Here is a 12,279-nt window from a genome sequence, read left to right as displayed (position 1 = left end):
CGGGGCTGCCGCACAACCTGCGGCGCACCCGAAGCCCTGCAAGGTGACATCGCCATCCGTGCCAGAGCCGGTCACCGCACCAGCAGCGCCGGCAACTGGACCTTCTGCAGGATCGCCGTGGTGGTCGAGCCGACCATCAGGCTGCGGATGCGGGAATGGCCATAGGCGCCCGTGATCAGGAAGTCCGAGCCGCTGTCCTGCAGATGGGTCAGGATCGCCTCCTCGGGGACGCCGGACAGAAGCCGCGTGGTCGCGACGATACCTGCTCTTTCCAGCGCGGCCTGCGCTTCCGCCAGCGAGGCCTCGCCATCCGCACCCTCGCCCGCGCGCACGATCTCGATTTCCAGCCCCCGATAGGCGGGCAGCCGGGTCACCCGCTCGACCGCCCGGCGTGCCGACGGGCTGCCATCATGGGCGATGGTGGCGCGCCTGATCTCGCGCATGTGACGCGGGGCCATCAGCACCGGCAGCGTCGCGGCGCGCACGATGCGTTCGAAGTTCGACCCGAGGTGTCCCGGCGCGCGGTCGGCGCTTTCGCCGCGCTTGCCGATGACGATCAGGCCCGCCCCGGCCTCTTGCCCCGCGACGCTTTCCAGCAGGTCGCCCTGGCGCAGTTGCGCCGTCACGCTGCGGACTCCGGCGGCCTTCAGGACGGCCATCGCGTCGTCCAGGATGGCGCGGCCCCGCACCATCGCCAGACGGGCGCGCTGCTCGTCCAGCGCGGCCAGTTCGCTCAGCAGGGTCGAGCGGGCGCCGAGGCCGATCTCACCAGACAGATCCACCCTTGGCAGCGATTTCGGGGGCAGCACTTGCAGCAGCCGCACCGCCGCGCGGTTGCGCGTCGCGGCCCAGGCGGCGAGGTCGAGAACCGGACGCGAGAACTCCGACCCGTCGATCAGGGCGAGGATGGTGCTGGTCATGTCGTCCTCCTCAATGCGCCACAAGCCTGTCGGTCGCCCCCGGCTTGTCATGGACCGCCAGCCGCTCAACGATCGTCCCCGGGGCCGCGTTCATGCCGATGATGTCCACCTCGGCCCCGTCAGGGCGGAACTTCAGCACCGCCATGTCAAACGCCCGGACCGAGGAAATGTCACAGACACGGGCGCAGGACACGTCGATAGTCACGCACTCGACCGCCTCGCTGGAGTTGAAGGCGGCCATGAAGTCCTAGACCGATGCAATGTCACTACAATGAACGTTGACTAGTATGGTAGTAACAGGCTAGCTCGCCACAGGGAGAAGGGCGGATGGCGAATCCTTTACAGGGTCAGGCGCTGGAGCACAGGACGGCGGTGGGGCCGCAGCTTTACCGCATTCTGCGTGACCGGATCATCCGGGGCGACTTCGCCCCCGGCGCGCGGCTGTCGGAAACCGAGATCGCCTCGATCTACGCCGTCTCGCGCCAGCCTGTTCGTGAAGCCTTCATCAAGCTGGCCGAGGAGATGCTGGTCGAGGTGCGCCCGCAACGCGGAACCTTTGTCAGTCTGATCTCGGTTCCCGCCGTCACTACTGCGCGCTTCATCCGCGAGGCGGTCGAGGCGGATATCGTCCGCCGCGTGGCCCTGACCGCCGATGACGCCGCCATCGCGACCCTGGATGCGCAGATCCGGACGCAGAATGCCTTGGTCGCTGCCGGAGGCGAGGCCTTCATGGCCGCCGACGAGCAGTTCCATCGGACGCTGGCCGAGATCGCGGGGCAGGGCGCAGTCGCGGATTACCTTGAGAACCTGAAGATCCACATGAACCGCGTCCGCTATATCAGCGTCCGGCAGCCCTCCCGCAGCAGGCTGGTCGCGCAGCACACCGAAGTGGTCGAGGCGATCCGCGCCCGTGATCCTTCGCGCGCCGAGGCCGCCATGCGTGCTCACCTGCAGGAGATCCTCGTGGACCTGCCCGGCGTCGTTGCCGCCCATCCCGATTTCTTCACCTCGGCGGAGCTTGTCGGATGAACGTGCCCCCACGTTCCCGCATCGCGGATGAGGCCGCCCGGCGCGCCGACTGGTTCTGGACCGACTTCCTGCCGGTGTGGCTCGGTCGCGTGCAGGATCCCGAAGGAGGCGTCCATGACGCGCTGGACGAGGACGGCGTTCCGCGGGCCGATGGGCCCAGGACCGTGCTCGCCCAGGCGCGGACGCTGTTCGTGCTGTCGCATCTGGCGCTGCTGTCCGGGGACCCCGCCCTGACCAGGATGGCCGCGCGGCAGCGACAGTTCCTTGCCCGGCTGCGGAAGGCGCCCGGCCTGTACCGTTTCGCATCTGCGCCCTCGGGCGTGCCGACCGGCGAGCCCTCGGACGGGCGGGCGCGCAGCTATGACCAGACCTTCCTGATCCTGGCGCTGTCCACCTGGAACCGACTTTCGCCCTCGGCCGAATGCGAGGCCGAGATCGAGGCCTGCTGGCAGGCCCTGGCGACCACCCTGACCGACCCCGCGACCGGCCTGCTGCTGGAAGATGACGGACTGGCCGATCCCGCAGCGCCGGAGGCGCCGCCCCGCGCGCAGAACCCGCACATGCACTTATACGAAGCCTGCCTGCAGGCTTTCGAGATGTCGGGACGCAGGGAGTGGCTGCACAGGGCGCAGGCCGTCCGGTCGACCGCGCTGCGGTATTTCCTCGATGACGACAGCGGCACGATTGCCGAGTTCCTGACGCCCGGCCTGCAGTCCCTGCCGGGCCCGTCCGGCCTGCGCCGCGAGGTCGGGCACCAGTGCGAATGGGCCTGGCTGCTGATGCGCGAGGTCGAACTGGGCGGCGACCCGGCAATGAACGCCATTGCCGAAAGGTTGCTCGGTTTTGCGTCCCGGCACGGCTTCGCCGGATCGGGGCCGATGGCGGGCGCCTGCTTCGACGCGGTGTCGGCGGAAGGCGGCGTGATGGAGGAAAGCTTCCTTCTTTGGCCGCAGACCGAGGCGATCAAGGCCCATGCCATGCGCCACATGGCAGGGGAACCCGGCGCGGGCGAAGCCGCGCAGCAGCTGCTGTGCCTGATGTTCCGCCGCTGGTTCGACGGCCGCCCGGCCTATGTGAACCAGCTTGGCGCCGATGCCGAAACGCTTCAGCCGCAGGCGCTGACGCGGCTCATGTATCACGTCGTTCTCGCACTGACGGAGGGAGTGCGGGCGCGGCTCTGGCCCGGAATGGACCGGGCCTGAAACCGACAAGGGAGGAGAAACCATGATCAACCTGAAGACCATCGGCCTTGCGGCCGTGCTGCTGGCCTCGACCACGGTCGGGGCGCTGGCGGAAATCCAGTTCGCGCTGTCCACATCGCAGAACGCCACCGATCCGCTGGCCATCGCGATGGACGCGGCGGCAGCCCGGATCGAGGAACGCACGGGGGGCGAGATCGACGTGACGGTCTATCCGTCCTCGCAGCTCGGCTCGGACAACGACGTGCTTGAACAGATCCGCAACGGTGCGGCGATTGCCGTGCTGGTGGACGCGGGGCGCCTGGCGCCGTTCAAGAAGGAGTTGGGCATCCTTTCGGCGCCCTACCTTGTCGAGGACTGGACGCAATACGCGGCCATCACCTCGTCAGACCCCTACAAGCAGTGGGTCGAGGACATGGCCGCCAGCTCGGGCATCCGGCTTCTGAACTACAACTGGTTCCAGGGCACGCGGCAGATGTTCACCAACGCGCCCGTGACGAAGGCCGAGGATCTGAGCGGCGTCCGCGTCCGCACCATCGACGCGCCCGGCTGGCTTGCCACCGTCAACGCCATGGGCGCGACCGCCGTGCCGATGCCCTGGTCCGAGGTCTATTCGGCGCTTCAGATGGGGGCCATCGACGGGGCCGAGGCCCAGCTGACCGGCGCCTACGGCATCAAGCTGCACGAGGTGACGAAGAACCTGGCCTTCACCGGCCATGTCCAGCTGCTGACCGGACTCGCGACGTCCGAGTCGTGGTTCAAGGGTCTGACGCCCGAACACCAAGCGATCCTGACCGAGGAACTGCAGAAGGCGGGCGACGAGGCCTCGGCCGCGACCGTCGCCAAGGGCGAGGAGGTCCTGGCCGAGATGAAGGCGGCGGGCGTGACCGTCAACGAGGTCGATCCGGCCGAGTTCAAGGCCCGGACCGAGGGCGTTTACGCCGAGATGGGGCTGGTGGAAGCCCGCGCTGCCCTGCAGCCGTTCATCGACGCCGCCAAGCGCTAACAAGACGATCGGGCGCGGACGAAGCTGCCGCGCCCGAGTTATGCGCGATCGGAGACATCCCATGTTGAAGAAGCTTGACCGCCTCGAGGAGGTGGTGGCCGTCATTGTCCTGTCGGGAACGGTGCTGGCCGTGCTGGTCGGCGCCATCGGCCGCGCCATCGGCCGCCCTTACCCGGCCGCACCCGAGATCGCGCAGCTCCTGCTGATCTGGACGGTCATGCTGGGGGCCGACCTCGTGATGAAGCGCGGCGATCACATCCGCATCTCCGCCATCCCCGACGCGATGCCACCGGGCCTGCGGCGGCTGGTGCACCTGTTCTGCGTCACCTGCATGCTGCTGTTTCTCGGCTATGCCGGCTGGCTCGGCTGGAACCTCGCCATGTCGAACTGGGCGCGCGAGATGGGGGCCTCGGGGCTGTCCTACGGCTGGGTCACGCTGGCCATGCCGGTGGGCTGCCTGCTGATGTCGATCTCGCTGATCCGGCGGCTGGTCGGCCACGGCCTGCTTTATTCGATCGAGCCCGAGCATCACCAGCAGGAGTATCCGCTATGACGTCCTTCCTGCTTCTCTGCCTCGCGCTGGGGTTGATGGCGATCGGGATGCCCGTGGGCTTCGCCATCGGTGTGTCGAGCCTTGCCTATTTCCTGCTGCCCACGACCATCATGCCCGACATCACGGCGGTGCAGCGGATCGTCGCGGCCAGCCAGTCCTTTCCGCTGCTGGCGGTGCCGCTGTTCATCCTGGTCGGGCACCTGATGAACGGCTCGGGGATCACGCCCCGGATGATGGTGCTGGCGACGACGCTGGCGGGCTGGATGCGCGGCGGGCTGGCGCAGGTCAGCCTGCTGCTGTCGGCGCTGATGGGCGGGATTTCGGGCTCGGCGGTGGCGGACGCGGCGATGCAGTCGCGCATCCTGGGCGGTCCGATGATGAAGGAAGGCTATTCGCCCGGCTTCACCGGCGCGCTTCTGTCCATCGGCGGGCTGATCACCGCCACCATTCCGCCCAGCCTCGGGCTGATCCTTTACGGCTTTCTGGGCGAGGTCTCGATCGGGCGGCTGTTCATCGCCGGGATCGTTCCGGGCGTGCTGCTGACCATTGCCCTGATGATTGCCACGGCCTGGGTGTCGAAGAAGCGCGACTACAAGCCGGTGAACGACCGTCTGCCGACTTTCGCCGAAGTCGTGGCTGCGGTGAAGACCAGCTTCTGGGCGATCCTGTTCCCCGTCTGGCTGATCGTCGGCATCCGCTTCGGTCTTTTCACCCCCTCCGAGGCCGGCGCATTCGCCGTGGCCTATGCGGTGGTTGTCGGCGGGCTGATCTACCGCGAGCTGACCTGGGCCGCGATGGTCGAGGCGCTGCTGCTGTCGGTGCGCGACATCGGCATGATCATGATCATCATCCTGCTGTCCGGCGCCTTCGGCTATGTCATCACCTTCGAGCGGGTGCCGAGCACGCTGGCCGAACTGGCGCTGGGGCTGTTCTCGTCCCAGACGGCGCTGCTGTTCACGATCTCGGGCTTCCTGCTGATCTTCGGGATGCTGGTCGAGGCAACCGTGATCGTGATGCTGCTGACGCCGATCCTTGTCCCGGTGATCACGGCCGCGGGCGTCGACCCGGTGCATTTCGGGCTGGTGATGATGACGCTGGTCACCTTCGGCGGCATGACCCCGCCCGTGGGCGTATCCATGTTCACCGTCTGCGGCATCCTGAAATGCAGCTACAAGGACTATACTATCGAGGCGATGCCGCTGTTCGCGGCGGTTCTTGCGGTCGTGGTCATCATGATCCTGTTTCCGGGCGTGGTGATGTTCCTGCCCGACGCGATGATGGGGGGCTGATCCCGTGATCCTGCATCCCGACCGGCTGCTCCCGGCGGACCCCGCCACCCGCGCCATCGCCCGCGATCTTTATGCGGCGGTCGCGGAAAAGCCGATCGTCTCGCCGCACGGCCATACCGATCCGCGCTGGTGGGGCGAGAACCCGGCCTTCGCCGATCCGGCCGAGCTGTTCGTCATCCCCGACCACTACGTCGTGCGGATGCTGGTCAGCCAGGGCGTCCCTTACGAGGCGCTCGGCATCGGCGAGGGGGCCGAACGGGACGCGCGCGCCATCTGGCGGACCTTTGCCGCGCATTACCACCTGTTCCGCGGCACGCCTTCGCGGCTGTGGCTGGACCATGCGTTGTCCGAGGTCTTCGGCATAACCGAGCGGCTGTCGCCCGCCAATGCCGACGCGCAGTTCGACGCCATCACCGAAAAGCTGGCCGACCCGGCCTATCGCCCGCGTGCGCTTTACGAGCGGTTCGGGATCGAGGTCATCGCCACCACGGACTCGGCGCTGGACGACCTGCACTGGCACCGCATGGCGCGCGATAGCGGCTGGAAGGGGCGTGTCCTGCCCACCTACCGTCCCGACGGCGTGATCGACCCCGACACCGACGGTTTCGCCGCCAATCTCGACCGGCTGGGCGAGATCACCGACTGCGACACCGGCCGCTGGAGCGGTTATCTTGACGCCCACCGCGCCCGCCGCGCGTTCTTCCGCGAGATGGGCGCAACCGCCACGGACCACGGCCACCCGACCCCGCAGACCGCCGATCTGCCCATGTCAGAGGCCGAGCGCCTGTTCGACCGCATCCGCAGCGGCAAGGCTTCCCGCGAGGACGCCGAGCTTTTCCGCGCCCAGATGCTGACCGAGATGGCGCGCATGTCCGTCGAGGACGGGCTTGTCATGCAGCTTCACGCCGGGTCGTTCCGCGGGCACAGCGCCGAAGTCCTGGCGCGCTATGGCCGCGACCGCGGCTTCGACATCCCGGTTCCGGTCAGCTTCACCGCCGCGCTGAAGCCGCTGCTGGATGCGGTGGGGCTGGACCCCAAGCTGCGGCTGATCCTGTTCACGCTGGACGAGACGACCTATTCGCGCGAGCTGGCGCCCTTGGCCGGGGCCTACCCCTGCCTGCGTCTCGGCCCGCCCTGGTGGTTCCACGACAGCTTCGAAGGCATCCGCCGCTTCCGCGAGATGACCGTCGAGACGGCCGGCTTCCACAACACCGTGGGCTTCAATGACGACACCCGCGCCCTGTGCTCGATCCCTGCCCGCCACGACGTGAGCCGCCGTTCGGACGCGGCCTTTCTGGCCGAACTGGTGGTGACGCACCGGCTGGACGAGGCCGAGGCCCATGAACTTGCCCCGCTGCTTGCCTGCGATCTCGCGCGCGAGGGATACCGGCTGGAAAAAGGCGTCCAGGGAGCGCGTCCTGGGGGCATCGACGACATCGGGATTTCGGTCCCGCCTGCCCGTGGTCGGACTGCCACGGCAAAGCAGCTTGAAGGATAAGGGAAGTTCAATGCGACACACCTGGCGCTGGTTCGGTCCCAAGGACCGGGTTTCGATCGACGACATGCTGCAGGCCGGTGTGCAGGGCGTCGTCACGGCCCTGCATCACGTCCCGACCGGCGCCGTCTGGACGCCCGAAGAGATCGCGAAGCGCCAGGCCGAGCTTGCCGTCATGCGCGACGGCAGCCCCTCGGGCCTGAAATGGGAGGTGATCGAGAGCCTGCCCGTCAGCGAGGCGATCAAGACCCAGACCGGCGACTGGCGCGAGCATGTCGCGAACTGGATCACCTCGATGCGGCACCTGCGCGACGCGGGGACCGAGGTGCTGTGCTACAACTTCATGCCGGTGCTCGACTGGACCCGCACCGACCTTGCCTGGCGGCGGCCTAACGGGGCGCGCTGCATGCGCTTCGACTTCACCGACTTCGCCGCCTTCGACATCCACATCCTCCAGCGCAAGGGCGCGGCCGAGGACTTCCCCGAGGAGATCCGCGACGAAGCCGCCCGCCGCTTTGCCGCCATGGACGACGCCCGGCGCGAGGAACTGGCGGGCAATGTCGTCTTCGGCCTGCCGGGCGCGGCGGAAAGCTTCAGCCTGCAGGACGTGCGCGACCTGCTGGAAAGCTATGCGCCGGTGACGGACGCAGTGCTGCGGCGGCATTTCCACGACTTCCTGGAACAGGTGGCCCCCGTCGCGCAGGAGATCGGGATGCGGCTCTGCTGCCACCCGGACGACCCGCCCTTCGGCCTGCTGGGCCTGCCCCGGATCATGTCCACCGAGGCCGATTATGCCGAGCGCATGGCCGCCGTGGACCTGCCCGCGAACGGGATCACCCTCTGCTCGGGCTCGCTGGGGGCGCGGCCCGACAACGACCTGCCCGGCATGATGGACCGCTTGGGCGACCGGGTGCACTTCCTGCACCTGCGGAACGTCCGCCGCGACAGTGACGCGATCCGCGGCTCGTTCTTCGAGGACGAACACCTCGGCGGCCAGACCGACATGGTGGCACTGGTAGCCGCGATCCTGCGCGAGGAGGCCCGCCGCCGTGAGGCCGGGCGGTCGGATGCCGTGATCCCCATGCGTCCCGACCACGGGCAGGACATCCTCGACGATATCGGCCGCGGCGGCCAGCCCGGCTATCCCGCCATCGGCCGCCTCAAGGGGCTGGCCGAACTGCGCGGGGTCGAGATGGCGCTGAGCCACGGGGGTGCGGCATGACCGCCCGGCTGACCTCTCTTGGGGACCTTCCGCCTAGCGTCCGGCGGCCCGCTTATGACTCGGCAGCGCATGGCGCGGGCATCCTGCACCTCGGCCTCGGCGCCTTCCACCGGGCGCATCAGGCGATCTTTACCGACGACGCGCTGGCGGCCGAGGGTGGCGACTGGCGCATCATCGGCGCCAACCTCCGCAGCCGCGACATCGCGCAAGCGCTGAACGCCCAGAACGGGCTTTACACGGTGCTGGAACGGTCCGAACAGGACCGTGCCCGCGTGATCGCCATCCATGCCTACGCCATCGGCGGGGACGCGGCCGAAATCCTGCGCACGGCCTGTGACCCGGCCATCCGCATCCTGTCGCTGACCGTGTCCGAAAAGGCCTATGGCATCGATCGGACAGCGATGGACGCGGACACCGGCCATCCGGCGGTGGCGCATGACCTGATGCAGCAGCAGGCGCCGCAAGGCGTGCTGGGGATCATCAGCGCAGCCCTCGCCGCGCGACGGGACGCGGGAACGGCGCCCTTCACGGTCCTTTGCTGCGACAACCTGCCGGACAACGGTGCGCTGCTGCGGGCGGGAGTCACAGGCTTCGCCCGCCGCCTCGATCCCGGCCTTGCCGACTGGATCGCGGACAACGTGGCCTTCCCCGCGACCATGGTGGACCGCATCACCCCGGCCGTGACCGACAAGACGCTGGCCGATGTCGAGGCGATGACCGGCCGCCGCGACCTCGCCTGCGTCGAGACCGAGCCCTTCAGCCAGTGGGTGATCGAGGACCACTTCCCGCAGGGCCGCCCCGCCTGGGAAGCGGGCGGCGCCCAGTTCGTCCGCGACGTGCGCGCGCATGAGGCGATGAAGCTGCGGATGCTGAACGGCAGCCATTCGCTGATCGCCTATGCCGGGCAGATGCTCGGGCTGCCCTTCGTGCGCGATGCCGTGGCCGACCCCGATCTTGCGCCCCTGATCCGCCGCCACATGCGGGCGGCCGGCACGACCCTGCCGCAGGGCGCGGGGCTCGACCCGGACGGCTATGCCATGGCGCTGATGGCGCGTTTCGCCAACCCCGCCATTGCCCACCAGACGCGCCAGATCGCCATGGACGGGACCGAGAAGCTGCCGCAGCGCTGGTTCGCGCCCGCCGCCGAAGTGCTTGAGGCGGGCGGCGATGCCCGCCCCTTTGCGCTGGCCACCGCCACCTGGCTGGCCTGGCTTTCGCAGCTTGCCGCAGTGGGTCAGGCCCCCGACGACCCGCGAGGGGCGGCGCTGCTGGACCTCGCCCGCCGGGCAGGCAGCGACGATGCAGCACTGACGCGCTCGGTGCTGGCGCTGCCGGGACTGGCGCCGGCAAGCGTGACGGGCAATCCTGCCTTCACCGAAACGGTGCAGGCGATGCTGAGCCGCATCCGCCGCGATGGCCTGCGCCCCGTCCTGAAGGCCGAGTTGACCGCATGAGCGACAGCAAGCTGATCCTGTCCATCGGCGAGGCCATGGTCGAACTGTCCGAGGCGGGGCAGTCCGACCTCTGGCGGCTGGGGATCGCCGGCGACACCTTGAACACCGCCTGGTACCTGCGCCGCCTGCTGCCTGCCGACTGGCGCGTCACCTATTGCAGCCGCGTGGGCCACAGCGAGTTCTCGGGGAAGATGCTCGACTTCCTCGACGCCGAGGGGATCGAGACGACCCATGTCACCCGCGACCCAAAGCGCGAAATCGGGCTCTACGCCATCTCGCTGAAGAACGGCGAGCGCAGCTTCAGCTACTGGCGCGAGACCTCGGCGGCCAAGGGGCTGGCCGACGATCCGCAAGCGCTGGCCGCGGCGCTGGACGGCGTGCGGATTGCCTATGTCTCGGGCATCACCCTCGCCATCCTGCCTGATCCCGGCCGCGCCCGGCTGCTTGACGCGCTGAAGGCGGCGCGCGCGGCGGGCACGCAGGTGGTCTTCGACCCGAACCTCCGCCCTCGGCTCTGGTCCGACGGCGCGACCATGCGGGACCGGATCGAGGCCGCGGCAGGGATCGCCGACCTTGTCCTCCCAAGCTTCGACGATGAGCGCGACCATTTCGGCGACGCCGACCCGCAGGCGACGGTGGCGCGCTATCTTGCCCGGGGTGCCGGGCAGGTGGTGGTCAAAGCGGGTGGAGATCCGGTCCACTATGGCGGGTCCGAAGGCGAGGGGCTGATCGATGGACTGGAGCGCGAGCAGCCCGTGGACACCACTGCGGCGGGCGACAGCTTCAACGCGGGCTATCTCGCCGCGCGGCTGCAAGGGGCCGGGATCCCCGCTGCCATCCGCGCCGCCCATGACCTCAGCCGCCGGGTGATCCGCCATCGCGGCGCGCTGGTGCGCGAGGCGGTGACGCGGAACTGACGCGCCAATCCCACAATGGAGGCCGGGCAACGCTGCCGCTTCCTTTATGCCCACAAGGAGACGCCGCATGACCGACGCCTTTGCGCGCATCGCCGCCATCGGGGTGGTTCCCGTCATCGCCATCGACAGCGTGGACCATGCCCTGCCGCTGGCCGACGCCCTGCTGGAAGCGGGATTGCCGACGGCCGAGATCACCTTCCGCACCCAGGCCGCCGTCGACGTGCTGGCCCGGCTGCGCGACAAGCGGCCCGAACTGCTGATCGGCGCCGGCACGCTTCTGTCGCCCGCGCAGGTGCGCCAGGCGGTCGAGGCTGGCGCCGCCTACGGCCTCGCCCCCGGCTACGATCCGGCCGTGGTGGACGCGGCCCGTCAGTCGGGCCTGCCTTTCATCCCGGGGGTGATGACGCCCTCGGACATCACCCTTGCCGTCGCCCGGGGCTGCCGCCTGATGAAGTTCTTTCCCGCCACCGCGGCGGGCGGACCTTCCATGCTGAAGAACATCGCGGCGCCCTTTGCCCATCTTGGCCTGAGCTTCATCCCGACCGGCGGAGTGAAGATGGAAACGATCGACGACTGGCTGGCGCTGCCCGAGATCGCCGCCGTAGGGGGCACCTGGATCGCGACCACCCGGCAGATGCACGAAGGCGACTGGTCGGGCATCCGCAACCGCGCGTCTGCCGCCATCGCCAGAGTGAAAGAGCTTCGAGGATAGTCTCCGGGCTATCCTGAAGGCGTGCGGGGCGCATCAACGAAAAGACGCCCTGACGGCCGCCCTGGTGCACCGATGGATCCCGGCACGCTGAAGGCCAAGCTTGACAGGTGCAGCCCTCGTTGCGCTTGATGGTGGCAAACGGGGTGGGATGTGATCAGGCTTCTTGCCGCAGGTGGATTCTGGGCCGTCATGGCGGCCGCGGCCCTCGGGCAGGGCGGTGGCGCTTCCACCGATCTGCCTGCCGAGGGGCAGGCAGCAGCGCAAGTGACCGGGCCGGATCGCGAACTCGATGTCGCGGCGGCCGAGACACAAACGGCCGAAAATGATGTGCAGGCGCGCCTGGCCACGTTGCGCCGGGAGACGGCCGAGGCCGAAGCGCGCCTGACGGACCTGAGGCAGCAGAGCGGGGAACTGGAACGGCAGCTTTCCGACCTGACCGCGCAGCGCGACGCGGCGCGGGAGGAGATCGCCGCGCTGGAGGCG

General features: G+C 68.9%; 12 protein-coding genes and 1 pseudogene. 11 read left to right on the top strand and 2 right to left on the bottom strand.

Translation table 11 applies throughout. The annotated features are described in order from the left end of the window. Positions 1–71 precede the first annotated feature (71 nt). Both ACFFII_RS01125 and ACFFII_RS01120 read right to left on the bottom strand, forming a co-directional pair. Positions 72–920, bottom strand: a complete 849-nt coding sequence (locus ACFFII_RS01125) for a universal stress protein (protein WP_377697043.1) — start codon at positions 918–920, stop codon at positions 72–74. 10 nt (positions 921–930) lie between these two features. After that, positions 931–1,167, bottom strand: a pseudogene (locus ACFFII_RS01120) (STAS domain-containing protein); the annotation flags it as partial. Positions 1,168–1,247: 80 nt separating this feature from the next. Between ACFFII_RS01120 and ACFFII_RS01115 the strand changes: the two are divergent. The 11 genes from ACFFII_RS01115 to ACFFII_RS01065 all read left to right on the top strand — a co-directional run. Then, on the top strand, positions 1,248–1,949 hold the full coding sequence (locus ACFFII_RS01115; RefSeq protein ID WP_377697042.1) for a GntR family transcriptional regulator: 702 nt from the start codon (positions 1,248–1,250) through the stop codon (positions 1,947–1,949). Next, positions 1,946–3,151 carry an AGE family epimerase/isomerase gene (locus ACFFII_RS01110; RefSeq protein ID WP_377697041.1) on the top strand — a complete coding sequence of 402 codons (1,206 nt, stop codon included), beginning with the start codon at positions 1,946–1,948 and terminating at the stop codon, positions 3,149–3,151. The genes ACFFII_RS01115 and ACFFII_RS01110 overlap by 4 nt, the downstream gene beginning before the upstream one ends. A gap of 22 nt (positions 3,152–3,173) precedes the next feature. Further along, the gene (locus tag ACFFII_RS01105; protein WP_377697040.1) at positions 3,174–4,154 is read left to right on the top strand and encodes a C4-dicarboxylate TRAP transporter substrate-binding protein; all 981 of its coding nucleotides are present in this window, start codon (positions 3,174–3,176) and stop codon (positions 4,152–4,154) included. A gap of 61 nt (positions 4,155–4,215) precedes the next feature. Beyond that, positions 4,216–4,707, top strand: coding sequence for a TRAP transporter small permease (locus ACFFII_RS01100; protein ID WP_377697039.1), 492 nt, complete (start codon positions 4,216–4,218; stop codon positions 4,705–4,707). Next, positions 4,704–5,996: a TRAP transporter large permease gene (locus ACFFII_RS01095; RefSeq protein ID WP_377697038.1), complete on the top strand. Its 1,293-nt coding sequence runs from the start codon at positions 4,704–4,706 to the stop codon at positions 5,994–5,996. The genes ACFFII_RS01100 and ACFFII_RS01095 overlap by 4 nt, the downstream gene beginning before the upstream one ends. A gap of 4 nt (positions 5,997–6,000) precedes the next feature. Further along, positions 6,001–7,494 carry a glucuronate isomerase gene (uxaC, locus tag ACFFII_RS01090; protein ID WP_377697037.1) on the top strand — a complete coding sequence of 498 codons (1,494 nt, stop codon included), beginning with the start codon at positions 6,001–6,003 and terminating at the stop codon, positions 7,492–7,494. A 10-nt stretch (positions 7,495–7,504) separates the two neighbouring features. After that, on the top strand, positions 7,505–8,713 hold the full coding sequence (uxuA, locus tag ACFFII_RS01085; protein WP_377697036.1) for a mannonate dehydratase: 1,209 nt from the start codon (positions 7,505–7,507) through the stop codon (positions 8,711–8,713). Then, complete coding sequence (locus ACFFII_RS01080) at positions 8,710–10,167, top strand: mannitol dehydrogenase family protein (protein ID WP_377697035.1); 1,458 nt, start codon at positions 8,710–8,712, stop codon at positions 10,165–10,167. Before uxuA ends, ACFFII_RS01080 begins: the two co-directional genes overlap by 4 nt. Next, positions 10,164–11,084, top strand: a complete 921-nt coding sequence (locus tag ACFFII_RS01075) for a sugar kinase (protein WP_377697034.1) — start codon at positions 10,164–10,166, stop codon at positions 11,082–11,084. Before ACFFII_RS01080 ends, ACFFII_RS01075 begins: the two co-directional genes overlap by 4 nt. A 67-nt stretch (positions 11,085–11,151) precedes the next feature. Next, positions 11,152–11,796, top strand: a complete 645-nt coding sequence (gene eda, locus ACFFII_RS01070; RefSeq protein ID WP_377697033.1) for a bifunctional 4-hydroxy-2-oxoglutarate aldolase/2-dehydro-3-deoxy-phosphogluconate aldolase — start codon at positions 11,152–11,154, stop codon at positions 11,794–11,796. Between the two features lie 189 nt (positions 11,797–11,985). Next, positions 11,986–12,279 (top strand): hypothetical protein (locus tag ACFFII_RS01065; protein ID WP_377697032.1); only part of this gene is annotated, 294 nt, incomplete at its 3' end.

The organism is Paracoccus niistensis, from assembly GCF_042432925.1.
Taxonomy (GTDB): Bacteria; Pseudomonadota; Alphaproteobacteria; order Rhodobacterales; family Rhodobacteraceae; genus Paracoccus; species Paracoccus niistensis.
This window is presented reverse-complemented; position numbering and strand designations above follow the sequence as displayed.